Here is a 23016-nt window from a genome sequence, read left to right as displayed (position 1 = left end):
GCAGTCGCATGACGGAACCGATTGCCGGATGTCACGTTTTGGTCTCGCGCAACGGCACCGGTCCACCCGCGACGCGGCGATCCGAGTCCATCGACGCGGGGCCGCCAGGGTGCCGATAGCATGGTCGCGCCGGAGCAATTCGCCTCCGACGATGACCCGTGGGCAACCGCCCGCACCAGCGCGGGAACACGCCCGCCAGCGAACGCCAAGGAGTCTCTCGCCGTGACCACCTCAGCACCTATCAGCCCTGTCGCCCTCGTTCGGGTGCCGGCCGGGACGACGGCGGGTGCCGCGGTGCGCGAGGCGGGGCTGCCGACGAAGGGGCCGGACACCATCGTCGTGGTGCGCGATGCGGAGGGGCTCAAGGATCTGTCCTGGACCCCGGACACCGATGTCGAGGTCGAGCCGGTCGCCGCCAATACCGAGGACGGCCGCAGCGTGATCCGGCATTCGGCCGCGCATGTGCTGGCCCAGGCCGTGCAGCAGGAGTTCCCGGAGGCCAAGCTCGGCATCGGCCCGCCCATCAAGGACGGCTTCTACTACGACTTCCAGGTCGACCGGCCGTTCACCCCCGAGGATCTGGCCAAGCTGGAATCCCGGATGAAGAAGATCGTCAAAGGCGCGCAGCGGTTTTCGCGCCGAGTGGTCGAGGTCGATGATGCGCGCGTCGAACTGGCGAAGGAGCCGTTCAAGCTCGAGCTGATCAGCGATAAGTCCGGTATCGACGATCCGGAGGTCATGGAGGTCGGCGGTAAAGAGCTGACCATCTACGACAACCTGGACCCGCGCACCGGCGAAAGGGTCTGGGGCGATCTGTGCCGCGGTCCGCACATCCCGACCACCAAATTCATTCCCGCCTTCAAGCTGACCCGCAGCTCCGCCGCCTACTGGCGCGGCGACCAGAACCGCGAGGATCTGCAGCGCATCTACGGCACCGCCTGGGAATCGCAGGAATCCCTGGACGAGCATCTGCACCTGCTCGAGGAGGCCGAGCGCCGCGACCACCGCAAACTCGGTCTGGAGCTGGATCTGTTCAGTTTCCCGGACGAACTCGGCTCCGGTCTGCCGGTGTTCCACCCCAAGGGCGGCATCATCCGCAAGGAACTCGAGGAGTACTCACGCCGCCGCCACGTCGCCGCGGGCTATGAGTTCGTCAATACACCGCACATCACCAAGGGGCATCTGTTCGAGGTCTCCGGTCACCTGGACTGGTACAAGGACGGCATGTTCCCGGCCATGCACCTGGACGCCGAACTCAACGAGGACGGCACCGTCCGCAAGCCCGGCCAGGACTACTACGTCAAGCCGATGAACTGCCCGATGCACAACCTGATCTTCCGCTCGCGCGGCCGGTCCTATCGGGAGCTGCCGCTGCGGATGTTCGAATTCGGCTCGGTCTACCGCTACGAGAAGTCCGGTGTCGTGCACGGTCTGACCAGGGTGCGCGGCATGACCCAGGACGATGCGCACATCTACTGCACCAAGGAGCAGATGCACGCCGAGCTGACCAGCACACTGCAATTCGTGCTCGGGCTGCTCGCCGACTACGGCCTCGACGACTTCTACCTCGAGCTTTCCACCAAGGATCCGAAGAAGTTCGTCGGCTCGGAGGAGATGTGGGAGGAGGCCACCGAGACTCTGCGCAAGGTGGCCACCGACTCCGGACTGGAGCTGGTCCCGGATCCGGGCGGCGCCGCCTTCTACGGCCCGAAGATCTCGGTACAGGCCAAGGATGCGCTCGGGCGCACCTGGCAGATGTCGACCATCCAGCTCGACTTCAACCTGCCCGAGCGCTTCAACCTGGAATACACCGCCTCCGACGGCACCAAGCAGCGGCCGGTAATGATCCACCGCGCACTGTTCGGTTCCATCGAACGCTTCTTCGGCGTGCTCACCGAACATTACGCAGGCGCCTTTCCGGCTTGGCTCTCGCCGGTCCAGGTTGTCGGCATCCCGGTCGCGGAAACCTTTGCGCCGCATCTGGATTCGGTCATCGAGCAGCTGCAGGACGCGGGTATCCGCGCGCAGGTCGATCGCAGCGACGACCGGATGCAGAAGAAGATCTTCAACAACACCGCGCAGAAGATCCCGTTCATGCTGCTCGCCGGTGAGCGCGATGTGAACGCGGGCGCGGTCAGCTTCCGCTTCCGCGACGGCACCCAGGTCAACGGCGTGCCGGTCGCCGCCGCGGTGGCCACGATCGTGGAATGGATCGCGAACCGGGAGAACGCCTCGCCGACCGCCGAGGGTTTTGTGGTGAAGGGCCCGGAATGAGCAGTCAGGGCCCGGAGGAGGCAGCGGGCGTTCCACGGAGGGCCCCGCACATACCAGATCGGACAGAGCATGACTGAGCGCACGGTGCCGGACGGGCTCGTGGATTTGAATGCGGACTCGGACGAACAGGGGAGCATCCTGGATACCGGTGCCGGTGAGCCGGATCGGTTGCAGCGGCTGTGGACTCCGTACCGGATGTCCTATATCGCCGAGGCCGCCACCGCCGATCCGAAAGACACCACGGGCCATCCGTTTACGGATATTCCCAAGATGTCGGATGAGGACGGTCTGGTCATCGCCCGTGGCGAGCACGTCTACGCGGTACTGAATCTGTATCCGTACAACCCGGGGCACATGATGGTGGTGCCCTACCGCAAGGTGGCCAACCTCGAGGATCTGACGCTCGAGGAGAGCGCCGAACTGATGTCGTTCACCCAGCAGGCGATTCGGGTGATGAAGCGGGTCTCGCGGCCGCACGGTTTCAATGTCGGCCTGAATCTCGGCGGGGTGGCGGGTGGTTCACTTGCCGACCACCTGCATCAGCACATCGTGCCGCGCTGGGGCGGGGACGCCAACTTCATCACCATCGTCGGCGGTGTGAAGGTCATGCCGCAGTTGCTGCGGGAAACTCGGGCGCTGCTTTCGGCGGCGTGGAAGGAAGTCGAGTAGGGTGCTCAGCTTCTTCGGCCGCGAGACGTTCTCCAAAGCGACTGCGCCGCTGGGCAGAGCGCTCGTCAGTACCGGACTCACCCCTGACGCGGTGACGGTGATCGGCACCGTCGCCTCGATCGCGGCCGCGGTCACCTTGTTCCCCACCGGACATCTGTTCTGGGGGACCATGGTGATCTGGCTGTTCGTCATGTTCGACATGCTCGACGGCGCCATGGCGAGAGCGCGCGGCGGCGGCACGAAATACGGTGCGGTGCTCGATGCCACGTGCGACCGCGTCGCCGACGGCGCCATTTTCGCCGGGTTGGCCTGGTGGGCGGTGTATCACGAGAACAGTAGGCCGCTGTTCTTCGCAACCCTGGTGGTTCTGATTACCTCCCAGGTGATTTCGTACGCGAAGGCGCGCGCCGAGGCCAGTGGCCTGTCCGCGGACGGTGGACTCATCGAGCGGCCGGATCGGCTGATCATTGTGTTGGTCGGCGCCGGATTCACCGGTATCGGCGGGTATTGGGGGATCGAATGGCTTACCTGGGCCGTGCACGTAGCGATGTGGATTCTGGCGGTGTTGAGCATTATCACGGTGTTCCAGCGGGTGCTGGCCGTCCGGAATTCGCCGGGCGCGCGGGACGTGATTCCGCCCGCACCGCCGCAGAATCCAGCGGACGCGACGGAGTTGCCCTCGTGAGCGAGCGTCAGCGAGTGAACCATCAGCACAGTGCGCCCTCGTGCGCGACGGAGCCGAGCGCCAGCGAGGCGCAGTCGTGAGCGAGCGAAGCGAGGGAACCATGTGCCAGCGTGCGGAACGCACGACGAAGCCGAGCGCCAGCGAGGCGCAGTCGTGAGTTCCCAGTCCGAAGCCGTCGGCTCGCGGATCAAGTCCGGACTGACGGATTGGGCCTATGCGGCGGGTTGGCGGGTTGTGCGCGCGCTGCCCGAATCGACGGCGCGGCGGGCCTTCGATTGGGGCGGTAATCGGATCGCGGACAAGGCGAATCGCGCCTTCCGTGCCGGTGGCGAACCGAATCAGTTGCGGCGCAATCTCGCTCGCGTGCTCGGTGTGACTCCGGCCGAGGTCCCAGACGAACTGATCCGCGCGAGCATGCGCTCCTACGCCCGCTACTGGCGCGAAGCCTTCCGACTGCCGACGATGGATCACTCGGCACTGACCGGTTCGCTCGTGGAGGGCGTGGAGAATCTGGACGCCGCCCTGGCGCGGGGACGCGGTGTGGTGCTTGCGCTGCCGCACTCCGGGAACTGGGATGCGGCCGGGGTCTGGTTGGTCGGCCACAGCGGCACGTTGGCGACCGTCGCCGAACGGTTGAAGCCGGAATCGCTGTTCGAGCGGTTCGTCGCTTACCGGGAGAGCCTGGGTTTCGAGGTATTCCCGCTGACCGGTGGTGAGCAGCCGCCGTTCACCGCGCTGGCCGCCCGCCTGCGCGCGAACAATGTCGTATGCCTGATGGGCGAGCGGGACCTGACCGGTAAAGGTGTCCCGGTGACCATGTACGGCGAGCGCACGTGGCTGCCCGCGGGTGCGGCGAAGCTGGCCATCGAGACCGGTGCGGCGCTTATCCCGGTGCACGTCTGGTTCACCGTAGATGCCGATGGTCGCGAGGGTTGGGGGATGAAGACCGAAGCGCCGCTGGATGTTTCGGACGGTGTCGCGGCGGTCACCCAGGCGCTGGCCGACCGGTTCGCGGCCAATATCGCCGAGCATCCCGCCGATTGGCATATGTTGCAGCCACAATGGGAGCAGGACCTTTCGGCGGAGCGGCGAGCCAGGATCGCCGCGGCGCAGGCCGGGTTGGACAGCGCCAAAGGGGAGAAGACACCATGAAAATCGGCATGGTCTGCCCCTATTCGTTCGATGTCCCCGGTGGTGTGCAGGCCCATGTCGTGGAATTGGCGCGGGTATTCATCGAACGCGGCCACAAGGTGAGCGTGCTCGCGCCCGCATCGGAGGACACGCCGCTGCCGGATTTCGTGGTTTCGGCCGGTCGCGCGGTGGCGATTCCGTACAACGGTTCGGTCGCCCGGTTGTCCTTCGGACCCATGGCCTACACCAGGATTCGGCGCTGGATCGACGGCAACGACTTCGATGTGCTGCACATCCACGAACCGAATGCGCCGAGCCTGTCCATGCTCGCGCTGAAGATCGCCGAGGGACCGATCGTGGCCACCTTCCACACCTCGACCACGAAATCATTGGTGCTGAGCACCTTTCAGGGTGTGCTGCGGCCCTATCACGAGAAGATCAGCGGCCGGATCGCGGTCTCCGAGCTGGCGCGGCGCTGGCAGGTGGAGGCACTCGGTTCGGACGCGGTCGAGATCCCCAACGGCGTCGCCGTGCCTGCCTTCGCGCGGGCCCCGATGCTGCCCGGATATCCGCGCGCGGGCGGAACGGTGCTGTTCCTCGGTCGCTACGACGAACCGCGCAAGGGGATGGAAGTCCTGCTCGGTGCGCTGCCCGAATTGGTGCGCAGACATCCGGATGTCGAGATCCTCATCGTCGGTCGCGGTGACGAGGAGCGGCTGCGCCGCGAGGCCGGGCCGCTCGCCCGGCATCTGCGTTTCCTCGGTCAGGTGTCGGACGAGGAAAAGGCCTCGGCGATGCGCAGCGCGGATGTGTACGTCGCGCCGAATCTCGGTGGGGAGAGCTTCGGCATCATCCTGATCGAGGCGATGGCGGCTGGAACCGCCGTGGTGGCAAGCGAATTGGACGCATTCCGTCGGGTATTGCGCGATGGCACGGCGGGAATGCTCGTCCCGGTGGGTGATTCGGTTCGACTCGCCGCGGCGCTGGACACCCTGCTCACCGACGATGTGCGCCGCGAAGCCCTGATCCACACTGCCGATCAGGTGGTCGGCGAATACGACTGGCCGGTGGTCGCCGAACAGATCCTGCGGGTCTACGAAACCGTCACGGTGGGGGATACGCGCGTGCGGGCCGCCGGATGATCGATAGCACGATGAAGGCTGCTGGATGATTACGTTCTCCGCCACAACGGTTCTCGTACTCGCGCTCATCGCCGCGGTGGTCGTCGCGATCGGTCTGTGGGCGGCTTCGACGGCAAACCGGCTCGACCGGTTGCATGTGCGGTCGGATCAGTCCTGGCAGGCCCTCGACGGTGCGCTGGCACGACGGGCGGTGGTGGCCAGGTCGGTCGCCGTGGCCATCGCGAGCCCGACTGCCGATTCCGCGGTGGTCGAGCAGGCCAAACGGCTCACCACACTCGCCGATCGGGCCGAGCGGGCGGGTCGCGCCGACCGTGAAACCATCGAAAATCAGCTCTCCGCAGCGCTTTCCGCGATCGATATCGCCCAGTTGCGCCCGCAGCAGGTCGCCGAACTCGCCGATGCCGAGGCCCGAGTGCTGATCGCGCGTCGCTTCCACAACGACGCGGTGCGCGACACCCTCGCCCTGCGCACCCGCCGCCCGGTCCGCATCCTGCACCTGGGCGGTACCGCGCCGCTGCCGACATATTTCGAGATCAGCGAACGCGCCACCCCGGCCGCCTCGACCGGCTTGGTCGTCGATACGGTCCGCACCTCGGCGCGCGTGGTGCTGCTCGACGAACAGGACCGCGTGCTGCTCATGCGCGGCAACGACCCCAAGACCCCCGACGTCTCCTTCTGGTTCACCATCGGCGGCGGCGTGGAACCTGGGGAGACCCTGCGCAGCGCGGCGGTGCGGGAACTCTGGGAGGAGACGGGGCACACCGCGGATCCGACTGCCCTGCGTGGTCCCATCTGGCGGCGGGTCGCGGTATTCCCCTTCGACGGTGAACTCATCCGGGCCGAGGAGCTGTTCTTCGCCCTGCGCGTCCCGGCCTTCGACCCCGAGCCGGGCAATCTCACCGCGGTCGAGCGGCGCAGCATCACCGGCAACAAGTGGTGCACCGGGGCGGACATCGTCACCCTGGACCACACCGGCGAGACCGTTTACCCCTACCACCTGGACCAACTGCTTCCCGAAGCTGCCAAAGCGGCGTCGGGTGACTCCGATCCCGAGGTGCGGTCTATCCGGTGATCGGTGGATCGCCTCGAACGTGAACAGCGTGCGCGCCTGGATCTTTCGGCTGTGATGTGTTTCACGATCGTGATAGCGTCGCGACTGGATTGCTGCCGCCTGGGTAGTGCTGGTGGGGGAGCGCTACCGGGAGTTCTGGTGGTACTTCCACTGCAGTGAGATGGTCCGTTGGCGTGTGGAAGGTAAGCAGTACATGTCCTACCTGTTGTTCGATTTCCTATTGCCGTTGTTGGGTTCCGATGCCGCGGGGTATTGGGCCCAGTTGCTGGTAGTCGGCCCGCTGTAGTTCCTGCCGGGTGTTCGTCGGGACGGCGCGAGACTTGCGTCGGCCCCGACGGATCCGTCTCGCGACCGGTCCAGTGGTTGCGGCCCGGACGCGGACCCGCTGGTCGGGGCAAGGCCAGTGGTGGCCAACTGGCTATCAAGTGGCCTGATCGGCCCGCCTAGAATCGGTGGCGTTAGTTCCAAGCGACCCGATTGGCGCACATGACTCAGGAGTTTGCCGTGACCACGCCCGAGACCACCAACACCATCGGCACCGCCCGCGTGAAGCGCGGGATGGCCGAGATGCTCAAGGGCGGGGTGATCATGGATGTCGTCACCCCCGAGCAGGCCAAGATCGCCGAGGACGCCGGCGCGGTCGCGGTGATGGCCCTGGAGCGTGTTCCGGCCGATATCCGCGCGCAAGGCGGCGTCTCCCGGATGAGCGATCCGGACATGATCGATGGCATCATCTCCGCCGTCTCGATTCCGGTCATGGCCAAGGCGCGTATCGGCCACTTCGTGGAGGCACAGATCCTGCAGAGCCTCGGCGTCGACTACATCGATGAGTCCGAGGTGCTGACCCCCGCCGACTACGCCAACCACATCGACAAGTGGAACTTCACCGTGCCGTTCGTGTGCGGTGCCACCAACCTCGGTGAGGCGCTGCGCCGGATCACCGAGGGGGCGGCCATGATTCGCTCCAAGGGTGAGGCGGGCACCGGTGACGTCTCCAATGCCACCACCCACATGCGCAAGATTCGTGCCGAGATCCGCAAGCTGTCGTCGTTGCCCGAGGACGAGCTGTTCGTCGCCGCCAAGGAGCTGCAGGCGCCGTACGAGCTGGTGCGCGAGGTCGCGCAGACCGGCAAGCTGCCGGTCGTGCTGTTCACCGCGGGCGGTATCGCGACCCCCGCCGACGCCGCGATGATGATGCAGCTCGGCGCCGAGGGAGTCTTCGTCGGTTCGGGCATCTTCAAATCTGGCAATCCGGCCGAGCGCGCCGCCGCCATCGTCAAGGCGACTACGTTCTACGACGACCCGGATGTGCTCGCCAAGGTTTCGCGCGGTCTGGGCGAGGCCATGGTCGGCATCAATGTCGAGGAGCTGCCGGTCGATCACCGGCTGGCCGAGCGCGGTTGGTGATTCGGCACTACCTCTGAATCGAATCGACGCCCGCGGCACCGGGATTGCTTGATCCACTGCCGCGGGCGTTGCTCGTCCTGGGTGATGGGGGAGAAGCTGTCGCGGCCCTCACAGTCGTCTTATGCTGAAGCTTCGTAAGACCGGACGTGTCGCGATCGCGGGTCTGGCCGCCGTGGCCGCCCTCAGCCTGTCGGCATGTGGCAGCGATGACTCGAAGACCGCGACCACACCGACCAAGACCTCGACCAGCGTCACGAAGTCGAATGCGAACCTCCCGCCGACCCCGAGTGTCGCCGACCTCAACGCCCAGTTGCTCCGCGCGCTGGACCCGTCTCGCGCATGCATATCGGCAAGCGGGCGCCAAATCCGAGGTCACCGAGGTGAGTGCCTTCGGTGACGCACTCGATGCCAAGGCGAAGTTCACCATCAACGGTCAAGAGAACATCGTCGATGTGCCCTTCGTCGCTGAGGACGGCAAGTGGAAGGTCGAAAAGAGTTGGGCCTGCACCATGTTGACCAATCTCGGTCAGCAGTCCACGGCCTGCGGCTAGTCCCTGATCCCGGCCGCAGTGGGTTCGGCCGGGGGAGTGGGTGATGCGGGGCGGCGAGCATTGTGCTCGTCGCCCCGCTGCGTCTCATATCGCGAATATCGGCACCTTTCCTCGGGGGATTCGCGTCCGGTGTGGGCTGCCGTACAGATCTCGGAGAAGTGGGTCGCTAACGGAGCAACTATATGCATGTTGCTACGCGGATATGCGCATTCAACTATGCTTTGTGCCCAACGTGGAACTGTCTGTCTCCCAACAAAATTGCAAAGGAGGGGCCTGTGTTCTCGGACAGGGTACGACTACCGACGAGCGGTGTCGTCTATGCGGAGCGCCGGACGATCGGGGTGATCCCAGCGGATGAAAAAGGTTGGGGTGCTGGGGTTGTCGCGGTCGTGACGGAGAAGGGCCGGGATGGTCCACCGGTCGTCGGGTGGTGTGCGGCGGCGCAGGGCCGGTTCGGACATGTCGAGATGGACGGTCAGATCGAAGTCGAGACCGCGGCCCAACAGCATGGGACCCGCCACGAGCAGGACCGTATCGGGTGCGGCGGCGCGGATGGGGGAGCGGGCCGAGCGGTCGCGGTCCTCGTCCCAGAGCGCGGGGAGCCAGCGGGCGTCGTGGCGCAGCGCCCGGATGACTTCACGGTCGAGTGCGGCGTAGTCGAACCAGACGGTGCGATAAGACATTTCGTCGGTGCGTCCGAATTCCATGCGGAGCGAGGCGGGGCGGATGTAGTCGTGCAGCGAGACGACCTCGGCGGCTCGTCCGGTGTCACGCAGTGCGGTGGCGACGCGGTGGGCGATCGCCACGGGCTCGGCCGCGTCGGCTCCGTCGACGGCGGTCAGCATCCGCCCGTCGAGCTCGAGGATGCGGTTGGTGACGAGTTCGACGAGGCCGTCCTGGGTGATCGGATCGAAATGCGGCACCGATCCATTCCATCAAACCGCGCTGTCGAACCCCGTTCTGGGCGGCGGACGCGGCCATTGCCGAGAGGTCACCGACAGGCCGCGTCGGCGCTCGGGATAATCTCGGCCTCATGGCGACAATCGAAGAGGCGCTGGAGATCGAGCGGCTCGAGCGGGACATCTTCCGTGGCGCGTCCACCAAGACCCAGCTCGTACGCACATTCGGCGGACAGGTTGCCGGCCAGGCGCTGGTATCGGCGGTGCGGACGGTGGAGCCGCGGTTCCAGGTGCATTCGCTGCACGGCTACTTCTTGCGGCCGGGAAATCCGGAAGAGCGGACGGTGTACCTCGTCGAGCGGATCCGGGACGGCCGATCCTTCTGCACTCGGCGGGTCACCGGTGTACAGGACGGCGCCGCGATATTCACCATGTCAGCGTCATTCCACGTCGGCGACTCGGGTCCGGAACATCAGGACGAGATGCCGCCCGTGCAGGGTCCGGATGAGCTGCCCGACGCCAGCACCGCGATGAGCCCCGAGCGACTGTGGGCCATGCGCGAATGGGAGCACTGGGATATCCGCACCGTGCCGCAGGATGTGGTGACCCGCCGCGACGGCGTCGTCTCCCCGCAGCAGGTGTGGTTCCGCTACCGGCATCCATTGCCCGACGACCCGGTCGTGCACGTCTGCACCCTCGCCTACATGAGCGATATGACGCTGCTCGGTTCCTCGAAGGTCACCCACCCCGACGAGCCGACGCAGAACGCCTCGCTCGATCACGCCATGTGGTTCCTGCGCCCGTTCCGTGCCGACGAGTGGCTGCTCTACGACCAGTCCTCCCCGTCTGCGGGTTTCGGTCGGGCACTGACCGGCGGCAAGATTTTCAACCGTGCGGGCGAGTTGGTTGCGGCGGTCGTGCAAGAGGGCTTGATTCGCACCTTACGCGAGGAGTGAGCGCCCAAACGCTGACCGGATGACCTGCTGGGACTCAGACCACCTGGACGCGCAGGTGGCACACCACCGTGTCGGTCATCCGACGTAGTTCGCGTTCGAGTTCGTCGCTGCGGTGACTTGGCAGTACCCGGTCCCAGCCGGTCGGCGGATCGATCTCGGCGATGACGACGACCTTGCGCCGTCCGGAGAAGTTCTCGCGGACATAGCGTGCGACGGGCCCGCCGACGGTGGCGTCGCTGTCCTCCAGCAGAACCAGCCTGACCTCCGGATGCCATGCCTCCCAGGCCTTGGTGAACGCCTTGACCGATTCACCCGGCAGGCAAACATGCACCGCGACAACGTCTTTGCCGATCGACATGGCGGCCGAGAGCGCCTCGCGGCTGAGTTCGGAGACCTCGGAGATCGGCACCACGATCGCCGTACCGGTGGCTTGTGGCTGGTCCGGAATCGTGCCACTGCCGCGGCGGCCGCCGATTCTGTTGTAGGCGCCGCGGATTCGCTCCATACCGAGTACCAGGGCGGGCAGTACCAGCACGATCAACCACGCACCGTCGGTGAATTTCATTGCTGTGGTGACGATCGCGGCGACGCCGGTGAGCAGTGCACCGAAGCCGTTGAGCGCGAGCCGCCAGCACCAGGCCGCGGTCTTGGTCTGCCACCAGTGCCGGACCATGCCGGCCTGAGCGATGCTGAATCCGACGAAAACACCGATCGCGAACAACGGAACGAGTGCGTTCATGTTGCCGCGCGCCGCGATCAACAGCACCCCCGCCGTTACGCCGAGGGTGAGCACGCCGTAGCGGTACACCTGACGCGGCGAGGTGACCGCGAATCGGTGCGGCAGACAGTTGTCGTCGGCCAGGACCCGGGTGAGCGTCGGCAGCCCGCCATAGGAGGTGTTGGCAGCCAGTGCAAGCAGTACGACCGTTGCGAATTGCACTATGTAGTAACCGATTCCGTGCCCGAGGGCCGCCTCGGTGAGCTGAGAAAGCACCGTCGTACCCTCGGTCGGCCGCACCGAGAACTTCTCGATGAGCACGGCGAGTCCGATCAACATGACACCGAGCAGTGCCCCGAGTGCCACCTCCGCCCGCTGCGCGCGTTTGACCTTCGGCGCGTCGAAGCTGGGTACCGCATTCGCGATTGCCTCGACACCGGTCAGCGCCGCGCAGCCGCTGGAAAATGCCTTGAGCAGCAATAACACTCCGACAGTGTGAATATCGCCGACGGCCGTCGCCCCGGTGGCGACGTCGGACGGCTCGGAGCGCATCAGGCCGCCGACGATGACGGCGAAGATGCCCGCGACGAAGACGATCGTGGGAATCATGAAGGCGCGCGCGCTTTCTCGGATGCCGAGCAGATTGAGCGCGGTCACCCCGACCAGGATCGCGAGGCAGATCCATACCGTATAGCCGTGCAGCGCCGGGAATGCCGAGGTCAGGGCGGCGACACCGGCCGCGATCGAGACCGCGACATTGAGGATGTAGTCGATGATCAACGAGGCCGCGGCCACCAGGCTGGTGCGGTGGCCGAGATGGCGCTTCGCCACCGCGTACGCGCCACCGCCGTCGGGAAAGGCCGCGATCACCTGCCGGTAGGAGGCGACCAGTACGGCGAGCAAGGCGGCGATCGCAAGGGTCACCGGCAGTGTCATGCCGAGTCCGGCGCCACCGGCGGTGGCCAACACCAGCACGATCGCTTCCGGGCCGTAGGCGACCGATGCCATGGCATCGAGGGATAGCCCCGCCAAGCCGGTCGAAACGGTCAAACCCCGGCGCGTCGGGTCGGCCGCACGGGGCGCGGGCGCCTTGCGCGGCAATACCGTAATCACATCTGTGAGTGTCGACCGCTTTCGAGCGAATGAACCCGGTCTTGACGCAACGTTGACGGCCACCGTGAGCAGGGCCACAGCGCGGCGCCTCGTAAGCTCATGGCGTGAACGCATCGGTCGCCTCGCCCGCAACGGGCGCGCAGCGCAGTCCCGACCGGCCCACCATCGGTGTGCTGGCCTTGCAGGGTGACGTGCGCGAACATGTCGCGGCACTCGCGGAATGCGGTGCGCAACCGGTGCTGGTGCGCCGCGCGTCCGAGCTCGCCGTGGTGGATGCGCTGGTGCTGCCCGGCGGTGAATCGACCACCATCAGCAAGCTGCTGGAGGTCTTCGAACTCCTCGATCCAGTGCGCGCGCGGCTGCGGGAAGGTATGCCCGCCTTCGGATCCTGCGCCGGAATGATCCTGCTCGCGTCCGAAGTGCTCGACACTCGCCCCGATGCCAAGCATCTGTCCGGTATCGATATGACGGTGCGGCGCAATGCTTTCGGCCGTCAGGTCGATTCGTTCGAGACCGATCTGGACTTCGCGGGCCTGACCGACGGTCCGGTGCGCGCGGTGTTCATCCGGGCGCCGTGGGTGGAGCGGGTCGGCGCTGGGGTCGAGGTGCTGGCCACGGTTCCCAGTGGCCCGGCCGCCGGGCGCATTGTCGCGGCGCGGCAGGGCAAGGTGGTCGCGACGTCGTTCCATCCCGAGGTCACCGGCGATTTGCGGGTGCATCGGATGTTCGTCGATCTGGTTCGCGCCGCCGAGTAGTCGCCCACAGGAACGCGCCGTAACCGGACGAGTAGGCTGAGAGAGTTGTCTACCCGGCCGGTGCGGGTACCGTGCGCACGATCAGACGTGCTGTCGACTGGAGGAAGTAGGGAATGAGCGGCCACTCCAAATGGGCCACCACCAAGCACAAGAAGGCGGGGATCGACGCGAAGCGCGGCAAGCTCTTCGCCAAGTTGATCAAGAACATCGAGGTGGCGGCCCGCACTGGTGGCAGTGACCCGGCGGGCAATCCGACGTTGTACGACGCTATCCAGAAGGCGAAGAAGTCGTCGGTTCCGAACGACAACATCGAGCGTGCCCGCAAGCGCGGCGGCGGTGAAGAGGCCGGCGGCGCCGACTGGCAGACCATCATGTACGAGGGCTACGGCCCCAATGGTGTCGCGGTGCTGATCGAATGCCTCACCGACAATCGCAACCGCGCCGCGGGCGAGGTGCGCGTGGCGATGACCCGCAACGGCGGCAATATGGCCGATCCGGGTTCGGTTTCCTACCTGTTCCACCGCAAGGGCATCGTGACCCTGGAGAAGAACGGGCTGTCCGAGGACGATGTGCTGCTCGCCGTGCTCGACGCGGGCGCCGAGGAGGTCAACGACCTCGGTGATTCCTTCGAGGTCGTCAGCGAACCGTCGGATCTGATCCCGGTGCGCAAGGCGCTGCAGGACGCCGGAATCGATTACGACTCCGCCGAATCCGGCTTCCAGCCGTCGGTATCGGTCGCCGTCGACGTCGACGGCGCGCGCAAGGTGTTCAAGTTGGTCGACGCGCTCGAGGACAGCGACGACGTACAGAACGTTTACACCAACGTGGACATCTCCGACGAGGTCGGCTCCCAGTTGGAACAGGACTGACACGGCTCGTCATCGACCAGTGCCTCGGGGCGGTTCGCAAATATGCGGACCGCCCCGAGTGCGTTTCGCACCAGGCGTGAACTGGTTATTCCGCGATTCGTGTCCGATCGGACCATTCGTAGACCCGCAGCCGCCCCTCGGGCGTATCGGCTTCCCGATTGGTGACCTTGAAGTGCTCGTATCCGCCGCGGTATTCGACTTTGAGCTCGACGCCGGGCGGCGTGATCGGAACGATGCGAGCGGGCAAGTCTTTCGGCCCACCTTCTAGGACAGCCTTCACAACATTGCTCATCCTTCGGATGGTAGGTCTCGGATGTGATGCATGCCACAAACACGGCCGAAGGGTGCGGGTTGTCCTGGGGGAATTTCGATGCCGCACCCGAGGGGGTCCGATACAACCGATTGGGATTGCTACAAGTTGGCTGATTGCCTTCCATCGGTTCGGAGCAACTGATCGCTGCTGTCGATATCTGCGGTGTAACGATTGCGGCTCGATTGCTGATATGCGAATCGAGTGCCGCGGCCGCCCGTCGCGGCCGCCCGATCAGGCTTCTGCGCACCGAGAACTTGTCCCGCCCCGGAAAGAGACCAGCCATCATGAGTCGATCCCTTGCCGACGAGCGTTCCGGCGATTCAACCGACCTGAATATCACCCTCGCCCCGCTCGCGGTCGCGACCGGACTCATCCTGCTCATCGCCGCATTCGCGACGGTGAATCGGATGCCAGGTTGGGCTGCCGACTACGGTGCGAGCTTGGTGTACTTCGCGATCTTCCTATACGTGGCGATCGCCGGACGCCTGACTTGGTGGGGCGCCGGCATGCTGATCAGCCACGGGCGAGAAGCGCTGACTCACGGCACTGTGAGCACCAATTTGCCTACAGTGCGGCCGGTTTCGCCGAGTGTGTGCGCCTTCGCTGCCTGCTCGAACGGGAAGACTCCGGCGATGGCCGGGCGCAGCGACCCGGATTCGACGAGTTCCGCGAGCGCGATCATTCCGGCGTGATCGTCCTCGACCAGCATGCGCACCGCCCGAACCCCCAATTGCTTTGCCTCGGTGGCCAATTCGGTCGCCCCGAAGGCGCGCAGCGAGACCAGTAGGCCGCCGGGTCGGAGTGTGCGCAACGAGCGCAGGCTGTTCTCGTCATCGATCGAATCCAGCGCGACGTCGACACCTCCGACCGCCTCGGCGAAGTCGGTTGTGCGGTAATCGATCGTCTCGTCCGCGCCGATTTCGCGCAGGAATTCGTGGTTGGCCGCGCTGGCGGTGCCGATGACGTACGCGCCGCGCGCCTTGGCGATCTGAACGGCGAAATGCCCGACGCCACCCGCTGCTGCATGGATCAGGATGCGTTGTCCGGCACGTAGTTTCGCGGTGTCGATGAGGGCCTGCCAGGCGGTGAGGGCGGCCAGTGGGACGGCTGCGGCCTGAATGTGGTCCAGGTTCACCGGTTTCGGGGCGAAGGCGCGGGCGGGGCCCACGACATATTCGGCGAATGCGCCGTGTCCGTAGGGATAGGGGAGCATGCCGAAGACGGCGTCGCCCGGCTCGAACAGGGTGACCCCGATACCCGTGGCCACCACTTCGCCCGATACATCCCAACCCAGCACGAACGGCGGTTCGCCGAGGAAGAGTCCGGAGACGCCGCGATGCCGCCAATCGGTCGGGTTGAGACCGGCTGCCCGCACCCGGACCAGGATTTCGCCGGGGCCGGGAGTCGGGATGGGTAGTTCGACTTCGGTCAGGACCTCGGGGCCGCCGATCAGGTCTTGGCTGATCGCGCGCATGGTGGTGTCGTTCATGTCGTTCAGCCTGCCGTCGGCGGCGACGCGGGGAAATGGCACGATTGCCAATATTCGATATGATCGTGCCATGGTCGACACCACGGACGGGCGCTCGGCGCGACATCGAGTGGTCGTGCTTGCCTTGGACGGGGTGTATCCGTTCGAACTCGGCATTCCGAGCCGCGTCTTCGCCACCGCCGCGGATCTGTACGAGGTGAGCACCTGCTCGATCGATGGCGCAGCGGTACCGAGCCGAGCCGATTTCGCCATCGCCGTCCAGCACGACAGCCGGGCGCTGGCGGCCGCCGACACCGTGGTCATACCGGCCTGCGATATCGATATGACGCTCGATGGCACGCTGCCGCCTCCGGTGGCCGCGGCATTCGCACGCATCCGACCGGGCACCCGCATCGTGTCGATCTGTACCGGCGCATTCGTGACCGCAGCCGCCGGACTGCTCGACGGTCGTCCGGCGACGACGCACTGGAATGTGGCCGAACTGTTCCGGCGCACCTTTCCTCGGGTGCTGCTGAATACCGATGTCCTCTACGTCGACGACGATGACCTGCTCACCTCGGCGGGCGCGGCGGCAGGCATAGATCTCTGTCTGCACCTGGTGCGCCGCGACCACGGCAGTGCCGTCGCGAATACGGTGGCGCGGCGCTGCGTCGTGCCACCGTGGCGTGATGGCGGCCAGGCCCAATACATCGAACAACCGGTGCCGCCGTCGACCTCGGCGGGCACCGCCGCCGCCAGGCACTGGGCCCTCGAGAATCTCCGATTGCCGTTGACCATGGACGATCTCGCCGTCCAGGCCCGAATGAGCAAGCGCACCTTCGCCCGTCGCTTCCGCGACGAGGTCGGCATGAGCCCGGGCCGCTGGCTCATCCAGCAGCGCATCTTCCGCGCCCGCCAGCTCCTCGAATCGACCGATATGACCGTGGACCGCATCGCGGGCGAGGTCGGCTTTGCCACCGGGAGCTCACTACGCCAACATCTGCACGATTCGATCGGCGTATCACCGCTGGCCTATCGCCGAACCTTCCGCGCCGAGTCCGTCGTCCCGGCCGAAGTCCTGGGTTGAGCGCGGGTCGATTCATCGACCGCGCAATCGGTTTCAGGTCGCGTCGGGTACGGGGAGACCGACGCGGGCGACGATCCAGGGGAACGACGAGGTGAACGCGGCCGAGGCGAATTGCCAGGTGTGGCCACCCTGGGTGGTGTGAATGGTGCAATCGATGCCGACCTCGTGGCCTGCGTCGCACAGCTTTTCGGCGGCGCCGACCTCACCGGTGTCGAAGACTCCGTCATGACCGCCCATGCCCACGTTGTCGTCGTCCGCGGCTGCGGATTGTTGGCGCGCACCACGGGATCCCGGACCGGATTTGGGCGGGGTGAGATCGTCGAACAGACCCGCCATACCCGTATAGGGACCGTGCTCGGCCATGACGGTGAGCGGATCGAACGCGGCCCAGCGGTCGGCGGCGCCGCCGAAAAGCCTTCGGATCGTTTGTTCCTTATTGCCCGAGGCCGGGCCGAGATCGCCCGCGATATCGACGAAGGTGTGCACCAATTCCGGGTGCATGACCGCCAGATCGACCGCACAGGTGCCGCCCATGGACCAGCCGACAACCGCCCAGTTCGCCGGATCCGCCGAGGCGCCGAAGCGAGATTCCAGATAGCTGGGCACATCTCGGGTCAGATGGTCGGCGGCATCGCCGCGCGGACCGTTCACGCATTCGGTGTCATTGTTGAAACTGCCGCTGGAATCGACGAAGACGAGGATCGGGGCGCGGCCGCCGTTGGCGGCGGTGAACTTGTCGACCTCGGGCATGATCTGACCGCTGCGGATCCAGTCGGCGGGCGTGTTGAATTCGCCGCCGATCATCATGACGACCGGCAGTGTCGGCGGCGTCGGACCGGCGAACCAGGCCGGTGGCAAGTACACGTATTCGGTTCGATGCGGAAAACCGCTGCCCGCGTCCGGAATCTGCACCGGCACGATCTTGCCGGTGCTGACATCGGTATTGCGCAGTCCGGGCAGCGCATCGATATCGGTCTGATTCGGCAGCGGACCCGCGGTGAGCGCACTCCACGCGGACTGCACGGTGGGGTAGTAGCCCACCCACTGATTGAGCACGATGCCGGTGCTCAACAGTGCCAGCGGTATGGCGAGCACCGAGACGCCACGCCGCCACCACCTGGCACCGCGCCAACCGAGCCCGGCGACCGCGATCGCCGCGACCGCGACGCCGACACACGCCCACAACTCGACCGGCGCCGGATCCGAGGCCAGCCCCTGATCGTTCACATACGCCCATGCGGCGACCGCGGCCGCCGCACCGAGCACCACGCAGATCGGCAGCAGCACCAGCCGCCAGCGCCGGGTCCGCCAGCCGATCGCCAGGATCAACGCTACCACCGCGACCAGTTCGACGGTCACCGGCAGCCAGCCGTGCAGCAGCGATATGCCGTGATGAAAGCCGTTCTGATAGTTCGGATTCAGATTCGCCGAAGGCAGCCGCGGTGGTGGCGGCGGTGGTGTCACGGGGGTCGTGGGTGCGGCGAGCGGGGCACGGACTACGGGCACCTACGGCATTGTCGAGACCGTTCCTCGAGAAAGCCTGTGAATTCGCTCCGATGAACCTGGGCGACCCTGAAACGCCGGTCGATCGCATGTCGATAACCGCACAGGTGAACCCGGGCTCCGAACCTCTTGTCCGGTAAAGTCCAGTAGCTGGTCGTGCAGGATTCAGGAGGGGTGCACATGACTTATCAACCACCGCCGCAGTACCCGGGTTATCCGGGGCAGGGGTATCCGGGCTACCCGGGATATCCGCCGCAGCCGCCGAAGGGCAAGCCGGTGTGGCCGTGGGTGCTCGGCGGTGTCTTCCTGGCGATCGTGCTCACCGTCGGTGGCTGCGTCGCGGTATTCGGATCCATCGCCTACCGGCTGGACAAGGAGTCGAAGAAGGAAACCTCGATCACCTACGAGGTCTCGGGCTCCGGCACCGCCGATATCTCCTACAACAGTGGTGATTTCGATACCGCGAATGCCAACGACGCACCGCTGCCGTGGACCAAGGCCGTGACCGTGACCGGATACGTCCGCACGGGCCGGGTGTCGGCGACTGTCAGCGGATCCAGTGGCGGCACGGTGACCTGCCGAATCCTGCAGGACGGCAAGGTGGTCGTCGAGGATTCGGACTCCGGCACCTACGCGTATGTGAGCTGCTACCACTCGTTCGACTAGCCGAATCCCGGACGGGCATCGTGTCGTTGGTGCAGGCCGCCCGCGTCGTCCACTAGACTCTCGAACAGTTGTTCGTGCCTTCGAGAGGGGATCGTGTGCGGGTGATGGGCGTCGACCCGGGACTCACCCGGTGCGGCCTCAGCATCGTCGAGGGCGGGCTGGGGCGGAAGGTGACGGCGCTCGACGTCGACGTGGTGCGCACCCCCGCGGATATGGACCTGGCACACCGGCTGATGGGCGTCGCCGACGTCGCCGAACACTGGATGGATACGCACAAACCCGATGCGGTCGCGATCGAGCGGGTATTCGCGCAGCACAATGTGCGGACTGCCATGGGCACCGCCCAAGCCGGCGGCGTGATCGCACTCGCCGCCGCGCGCCGAGGGATACCCGTGGCCTTCCATACCCCGAGTGAGGTGAAGGCCGCCGTCACCGGCAACGGCACGGCGGACAAGGCGCAAGTGACCGCGATGGTGACGCGTATCCTCGGCCTCCAGGTCGCGCCGAAACCGGCGGATGCGGCCGATGCGCTGGCCCTGGCGATCTGTCATTGTTGGCGGGCGCCGCTGATGGCGCGGATGGCGGAGGCGGAGGCGCGCGCCGCCGAGGCACAACGGCGGTATACACAGCGGCTTGCCGAACAACGGAAGGTGGTGCGCGGGTGATCGCGTCGGTACGCGGTGAGGTGCTCGAGATCGCGCTCGATCATGTGGTGATCGAGGCGGCGGGCGTGGGCTACCGGCTCAATGTCACCCCGGCGACGCTGTCCACCCTGACCCGCGGGGAGGAATCCCGGCTGTTCACGGCGATGATCGTGCGCGAGGATTCGATGACGCTGTTCGGATTCGCCGATACCGAATCCCGTGACCTGTTCGGCCTTTTGCAGACCGTCTCCGGAGTCGGGCCCCGGCTGGCCATGGCGGTACTCGCGGTGCTCGAGCCCGAGGCGTTGCGCAAGGCGCTGGCGGAGAGCAATGTCGCGGCGCTGACCCGGGTGCCCGGCATCGGCAAGCGCGGGGCCGAGCGGATGGTTGTCGAGTTGCGCGACAAGGTGAATCTTGTTCCGGTGCAGGCAGGTCCGCCCGGCAGTACGCCGACGCCGGTGCTCACACCGGTGCGCGAGCAGGTTGTCGAGGCGCTGGTCGGACTCGGATTCCCGGTCAAACAGGCCGAACCCGCGGTCGATGCGGTACTCGCTGAAAATCCCGCCGCCGATACGTCGAAGGCGCTGCGCGCTGCGCTCGGCTCGCTGGGGAAGAATCGGTAAGACGTCATGGATCACGATCCCGAACCGGACGCCGAATCCCAGGTCAGCGCAAGCTATCTCAAGTCCGATGGTGATATCGAGGCCAGTCTGCGCCCGAAGTCCCTGGACGATTTCATCGGCCAGCCGCGCGTCCGTGAACAGCTCGCGTTGGTGCTGCGCGGCGCCAAACAACGCGGCGGTACCCCGGACCATGTGCTGCTGTCCGGTCCGCCCGGGCTCGGCAAGACCAGTATGGCGATGATCATTGCCGCCGAACTCGGTACGGCGCTGCGCATTACCTCCGGTCCGGCGCTGGAACGCGCGGGCGATCTCGCCGCGATGCTGAGCAATCTGGTCGAGGGCGATGTGCTGTTCATCGATGAGATCCACCGGATTGCCCGGCCCGCCGAGGAGATGCTCTACCTCGCCATGGAGGATTTTCGCGTCGACGTGGTCGTCGGGAAAGGTCCTGGGGCAACGTCGATTCCGCTGGACATCGCGCCGTTCACGCTGGTCGGCGCGACCACCCGCTCCGGTGCGCTCACCGGTCCGCTGCGCGACCGCTTCGGCTTCACCGGCCATATGGATTTCTACGATCCCGAAGAACTCCTGCGCATTCTGCTGCGCTCGGCCCATATTCTCGGTGTCACCATCGACCGCGATGCCGCCGCCGAGGTCGCAGGCCGCTCCCGCGGCACCCCCCGCATCGCAAACCGCCTGCTGCGCCGCGTCCGCGATTACGCCGAGGTCCGTGCCGACGGCGTGATCACCCGTCCCATCGCGCAGGCCGCACTCGAGGTCTACGACGTGGATGTCCTGGGCCTGGACCGCCTCGACCGCGCCGTCCTCGGCGCGCTGGTCCGCAGCTTCGGCGGTGGGCCCGTTGGTGTTTCGACCCTCGCGGTCGCCGTGGGGGAGGAGGCCGCGACCGTCGAAGAGGTCTGCGAGCCGTTCCTCGTCCGGGCCGGCATGGTGGCCCGCACCCCGCGCGGCCGAGTCGCCACCGCCGCCGCCTGGGAACATCTCGGCCTCGTGCCGCCGCCCGATCTCGTCTTCGGCTCCATCGAAGTCCGCGGCCGCGAACCCCACCCCACCCTCGATCTCTTCGACTGACCGTGGTCTAGCGGTGGTTGTGTTCGAGGGCAGTGACGACCAGATCCAGGAAGGCATCGACCTCGTCACGGCTGTAGCCGCGCGTGCCGAGGCGGGCCTCGGTGAAGCGGACGGCGCGGACGTCGGTGACGGTCAGGCTGCCGGGACCGCCGTGGGCGAGGGTGGCCGCGACCAGGTCGAGGAAGGCATCGACTTCTTCGGTGTCGTAGCCGCGGCGGCCGACAGCGGCCTGGGTGAACCGCATGCGGTGCACATCGTCGGGAGTGAGCAATGCGGCGGGCCCGGAACCATTGCCGCCGACGGGGACAGGGCGGGAGCCGCGCTGGCGGAATTCCAGTTCCACGCGGACCCGGTCCAGGAATTCGTCGACCTGATCGGCCTGATAGCCGCGGCCACCGAAGCGGGGGGCGTCGAAGGCGACGTGCCGGATATCGTCAGCGGTCAGCACACCCTGACCGGCCAATGTCGCCGAGACCAGCTCCAGGAACGCGTCGACCTCATCGGCGTGGTAGCCGCGGTGCCCCAAAGGTGGCATGGCGAAGTGGATTCGGCTCACGTCGTCGGGGGTCACTCGCGACATTGTTCCAGGGTCGCTGCCCTGCTCGCGTCGAATGCGGTTTTTTCGAACTAGACGGTCTCTGCCGAACACGTATTGCCCCCGTTGGCCGGTCGATCCGGGTCCACCCTAACCGGAATCGGCTCACCGAGCCGCTGGAGATTTGCCGATTCAGTCCTTGCGCACGCCGTCGATCAGCAGCCGCCGGATCGCCTCGTTCAACTCCTGCACCGCGGCCTCGTCCGGATTGCGCAGCCCGTGCACGATGCCTGCGAGCAGCATGCCGGTCACCGCCTTTGCGGTGTACTTGGTGTCGAGATCCGCACGCAGATAACCGAGTTCGACACCGTGCGACAGGTAGCCCGCGGTGAGCGCGTCAGCCATATCGAGCAGACCGTAGAGCCGGGCGGTGAGTTCGTCATCGATGCCGGTGGCATGGAACAGCAGCAGTTGGGCGACGCGGCGGTCGTCCACGAGGATCCGGGTGAGCGCGGCGCCGATGCGGTCGATCTGGGCGCGATATTCGTCAAGGGAGGTGGCGGCGTCAGGTGCGTTGTCGGTGCCGAGCGCCTCGATGATCCGGGCGGCCAGATCGTCGATGACCACGTCGATGATCTCGCGCTTATTGCTGAAGTACCGGTAGAAGGTGCCATGGCCGATGCCCAATTCATTGGCGATATCGGCGATGCCGGTGGCGTGATAGCCCTTCTCGGCGAAGCAGACGAAGGCGGTGTCGATGATCTCCTGCCGCAGTTCGGCCTTGCGTCGCTGGATCGCATTTCCGGCCGCTGGGCGGGGCGCACGCGTGGATGGCTTCGTCACC

Annotated in this window: 25 protein-coding genes; 18 read left to right on the top strand and 7 right to left on the bottom strand. The window is 66.2% G+C overall.

Features of this window, described 5'->3' with window-relative positions:
• Positions 1–222 precede the first annotated feature (222 nt).
• The 10 genes from thrS to ACFYOW_RS05405 all read left to right on the top strand — a co-directional run bounded on the left by thrS (position 223) and on the right by ACFYOW_RS05405 (position 8931).
• Positions 223–2274, top strand: a complete 2052-nt coding sequence (gene thrS, locus ACFYOW_RS05450; RefSeq protein ID WP_387284734.1) for a threonine--tRNA ligase — start codon at positions 223–225, stop codon at positions 2272–2274.
• A gap of 69 nt (positions 2275–2343) precedes the next feature.
• Complete coding sequence (locus ACFYOW_RS05445; RefSeq protein WP_387284733.1) at positions 2344–2943, top strand: HIT family protein; 600 nt, start codon at positions 2344–2346, stop codon at positions 2941–2943.
• Position 2944: 1 nt separating this feature from the next.
• Entirely contained in the window at positions 2945–3628 is a 684-nt protein-coding gene (pgsA, locus tag ACFYOW_RS05440) for a phosphatidylinositol phosphate synthase (RefSeq protein ID WP_387284732.1), read from the top strand.
• Between the two features lie 153 nt (positions 3629–3781).
• Positions 3782–4780, top strand: coding sequence for a phosphatidylinositol mannoside acyltransferase (locus ACFYOW_RS05435; RefSeq protein ID WP_387284730.1), 999 nt, complete (start codon positions 3782–3784; stop codon positions 4778–4780).
• Positions 4777–5901 carry a glycosyltransferase family 4 protein gene (locus ACFYOW_RS05430; RefSeq protein WP_387284728.1) on the top strand — a complete coding sequence of 375 codons (1125 nt, stop codon included), beginning with the start codon at positions 4777–4779 and terminating at the stop codon, positions 5899–5901. Before ACFYOW_RS05435 ends, ACFYOW_RS05430 begins: the two co-directional genes overlap by 4 nt.
• A gap of 28 nt (positions 5902–5929) precedes the next feature.
• The gene (locus ACFYOW_RS05425; protein WP_387286023.1) at positions 5930–6973 is read left to right on the top strand and encodes an NUDIX domain-containing protein; all 1044 of its coding nucleotides are present in this window, start codon (positions 5930–5932) and stop codon (positions 6971–6973) included.
• A 112-nt stretch (positions 6974–7085) separates the two neighbouring features.
• Positions 7086–7259, top strand: coding sequence for a hypothetical protein (locus ACFYOW_RS05420; protein WP_157124470.1), 174 nt, complete (start codon positions 7086–7088; stop codon positions 7257–7259).
• 218 nt (positions 7260–7477) lie between these two features.
• Positions 7478–8380 (top strand): pyridoxal 5'-phosphate synthase lyase subunit PdxS, encoded by a 903-nt coding sequence (pdxS, locus tag ACFYOW_RS05415; RefSeq protein ID WP_040692437.1) that lies wholly within the window; start codon positions 7478–7480, stop codon positions 8378–8380.
• A 121-nt stretch (positions 8381–8501) separates the two neighbouring features.
• Positions 8502–8777 (top strand): hypothetical protein, encoded by a 276-nt coding sequence (locus ACFYOW_RS05410; protein ID WP_387284726.1) that lies wholly within the window; start codon positions 8502–8504, stop codon positions 8775–8777.
• Positions 8761–8931 carry a hypothetical protein gene (locus ACFYOW_RS05405; RefSeq protein WP_387284724.1) on the top strand — a complete coding sequence of 57 codons (171 nt, stop codon included), beginning with the start codon at positions 8761–8763 and terminating at the stop codon, positions 8929–8931. Before ACFYOW_RS05410 ends, ACFYOW_RS05405 begins: the two co-directional genes overlap by 17 nt.
• 296 nt (positions 8932–9227) lie before the next feature.
• Here ACFYOW_RS05405 and ACFYOW_RS05400 read toward each other — a convergent pair whose 3' ends face one another.
• A complete protein-coding gene (locus tag ACFYOW_RS05400; RefSeq protein WP_387284722.1) occupies positions 9228–9854 on the bottom strand; it encodes a hypothetical protein in 627 nt (208 codons plus the stop codon).
• Between the two features lie 110 nt (positions 9855–9964).
• On the opposite strand from ACFYOW_RS05400, the gene ACFYOW_RS05395 reads away from it, so the two are divergent.
• On the top strand, positions 9965–10786 hold the full coding sequence (locus ACFYOW_RS05395; RefSeq protein WP_387284720.1) for an acyl-CoA thioesterase: 822 nt from the start codon (positions 9965–9967) through the stop codon (positions 10784–10786).
• A gap of 34 nt (positions 10787–10820) precedes the next feature.
• On the opposite strand, the gene ACFYOW_RS05390 is transcribed toward ACFYOW_RS05395, so the two are convergent.
• Positions 10821–12512 (bottom strand): APC family permease, encoded by a 1692-nt coding sequence (locus tag ACFYOW_RS05390; protein ID WP_387286021.1) that lies wholly within the window; start codon positions 12510–12512, stop codon positions 10821–10823.
• A 209-nt stretch (positions 12513–12721) separates the two neighbouring features.
• Here ACFYOW_RS05390 and pdxT point away from each other — a divergent pair, with 209 nt between their 5' ends.
• On the top strand, positions 12722–13372 hold the full coding sequence (gene pdxT / locus ACFYOW_RS05385) for a pyridoxal 5'-phosphate synthase glutaminase subunit PdxT (RefSeq protein WP_387284719.1): 651 nt from the start codon (positions 12722–12724) through the stop codon (positions 13370–13372).
• A 113-nt stretch (positions 13373–13485) separates the two neighbouring features.
• Positions 13486–14241 (top strand): YebC/PmpR family DNA-binding transcriptional regulator, encoded by a 756-nt coding sequence (locus ACFYOW_RS05380; RefSeq protein ID WP_387284717.1) that lies wholly within the window; start codon positions 13486–13488, stop codon positions 14239–14241.
• Positions 14242–14326: 85 nt separating this feature from the next.
• Here the strand turns inward: ACFYOW_RS05380 and ACFYOW_RS05375 are convergent, their stop codons facing one another.
• Together ACFYOW_RS05375 and ACFYOW_RS05370 are read right to left on the bottom strand one after the other, a co-directional pair.
• Complete coding sequence (locus tag ACFYOW_RS05375) at positions 14327–14533, bottom strand: DUF5988 family protein (protein WP_040692396.1); 207 nt, start codon at positions 14531–14533, stop codon at positions 14327–14329.
• Between the two features lie 559 nt (positions 14534–15092).
• Positions 15093–16028 carry an NADP-dependent oxidoreductase gene (locus ACFYOW_RS05370; RefSeq protein WP_387286019.1) on the bottom strand — a complete coding sequence of 312 codons (936 nt, stop codon included), beginning with the start codon at positions 16026–16028 and terminating at the stop codon, positions 15093–15095.
• A gap of 85 nt (positions 16029–16113) precedes the next feature.
• Here ACFYOW_RS05370 and ACFYOW_RS05365 point away from each other — a divergent pair, with 85 nt between their 5' ends.
• Positions 16114–17109, top strand: coding sequence for a GlxA family transcriptional regulator (locus ACFYOW_RS05365; protein WP_387284715.1), 996 nt, complete (start codon positions 16114–16116; stop codon positions 17107–17109).
• Positions 17110–17142: 33 nt separating this feature from the next.
• Here the strand turns inward: ACFYOW_RS05365 and ACFYOW_RS05360 are convergent, their stop codons facing one another.
• Complete coding sequence (locus ACFYOW_RS05360; protein ID WP_387284713.1) at positions 17143–18615, bottom strand: alpha/beta hydrolase; 1473 nt, start codon at positions 18613–18615, stop codon at positions 17143–17145.
• Between the two features lie 177 nt (positions 18616–18792).
• On the opposite strand from ACFYOW_RS05360, the gene ACFYOW_RS05355 reads away from it, so the two are divergent.
• From ACFYOW_RS05355 to ruvB, 4 genes are all read left to right on the top strand, one after another.
• Complete coding sequence (locus ACFYOW_RS05355) at positions 18793–19278, top strand: MmpS family transport accessory protein (protein WP_387284711.1); 486 nt, start codon at positions 18793–18795, stop codon at positions 19276–19278.
• Between the two features lie 95 nt (positions 19279–19373).
• Positions 19374–19943: a crossover junction endodeoxyribonuclease RuvC gene (gene ruvC, locus ACFYOW_RS05350; RefSeq protein ID WP_040692394.1), complete on the top strand. Its 570-nt coding sequence runs from the start codon at positions 19374–19376 to the stop codon at positions 19941–19943.
• The gene (ruvA, locus tag ACFYOW_RS05345; protein ID WP_040692392.1) at positions 19940–20545 is read left to right on the top strand and encodes a Holliday junction branch migration protein RuvA; all 606 of its coding nucleotides are present in this window, start codon (positions 19940–19942) and stop codon (positions 20543–20545) included. Before ruvC ends, ruvA begins: the two co-directional genes overlap by 4 nt.
• Positions 20546–20551: 6 nt before the next feature.
• Entirely contained in the window at positions 20552–21637 is a 1086-nt protein-coding gene (gene ruvB, locus ACFYOW_RS05340; protein ID WP_387284708.1) for a Holliday junction branch migration DNA helicase RuvB, read from the top strand.
• Positions 21638–21644: 7 nt separating this feature from the next.
• Here ruvB and ACFYOW_RS05335 read toward each other — a convergent pair whose 3' ends face one another.
• The gene (locus ACFYOW_RS05335; protein ID WP_387284707.1) at positions 21645–22217 is read right to left on the bottom strand and encodes a DivIVA domain-containing protein; all 573 of its coding nucleotides are present in this window, start codon (positions 22215–22217) and stop codon (positions 21645–21647) included.
• A gap of 147 nt (positions 22218–22364) precedes the next feature.
• Positions 22365–23015, bottom strand: a complete 651-nt coding sequence (locus tag ACFYOW_RS05330) for a TetR/AcrR family transcriptional regulator (RefSeq protein ID WP_245721073.1) — start codon at positions 23013–23015, stop codon at positions 22365–22367.
• Between the last annotated feature and the right edge of the window lies 1 nt (position 23016).

The organism is Nocardia sp. NPDC006982 (assembly GCF_042869435.1).
Lineage (GTDB): Bacteria > Actinomycetota > Actinomycetes > Mycobacteriales > Mycobacteriaceae > Nocardia.
The sequence above is the reverse complement of the archived record's forward strand: the minus strand, read 5'-3'. Positions and strand labels throughout refer to the sequence as shown.

Bases quoted from the DNA above. Each gene is read 5' to 3' on its own strand.
- ACFYOW_RS05445 (WP_387284733.1), top strand. From the start codon at position 2,344: ATGACTGAGCGCACGGTGCCGGACGGGCTCGTGGATTTGAATGCGGAC.
- ACFYOW_RS05430 (WP_387284728.1), top strand. From the start codon at position 4,777: ATGAAAATCGGCATGGTCTGCCCCTATTCGTTCGATGTCCCCGGTGGT.
- ACFYOW_RS05410 (WP_387284726.1), top strand. From the start codon at position 8,502: ATGCTGAAGCTTCGTAAGACCGGACGTGTCGCGATCGCGGGTCTGGCC.
- ACFYOW_RS05395 (WP_387284720.1), top strand. From the start codon at position 9,965: ATGGCGACAATCGAAGAGGCGCTGGAGATCGAGCGGCTCGAGCGGGAC.
- ACFYOW_RS05390 (WP_387286021.1), bottom strand. From the start codon at position 12,512: ATGGCATCGGTCGCCTACGGCCCGGAAGCGATCGTGCTGGTGTTGGCC.
- ACFYOW_RS05380 (WP_387284717.1), top strand. From the start codon at position 13,486: ATGAGCGGCCACTCCAAATGGGCCACCACCAAGCACAAGAAGGCGGGG.
- ACFYOW_RS05375 (WP_040692396.1), bottom strand. From the start codon at position 14,533: ATGAGCAATGTTGTGAAGGCTGTCCTAGAAGGTGGGCCGAAAGACTTG.
- ACFYOW_RS05370 (WP_387286019.1), bottom strand. From the start codon at position 16,028: ATGCGCGCGATCAGCCAAGACCTGATCGGCGGCCCCGAGGTCCTGACC.
- ACFYOW_RS05365 (WP_387284715.1), top strand. From the start codon at position 16,114: ATGGTCGACACCACGGACGGGCGCTCGGCGCGACATCGAGTGGTCGTG.
- ACFYOW_RS05355 (WP_387284711.1), top strand. From the start codon at position 18,793: ATGACTTATCAACCACCGCCGCAGTACCCGGGTTATCCGGGGCAGGGG.
- ruvB (WP_387284708.1), top strand. From the start codon at position 20,552: ATGGATCACGATCCCGAACCGGACGCCGAATCCCAGGTCAGCGCAAGC.
- ACFYOW_RS05335 (WP_387284707.1), bottom strand. From the start codon at position 22,217: ATGTCGCGAGTGACCCCCGACGACGTGAGCCGAATCCACTTCGCCATG.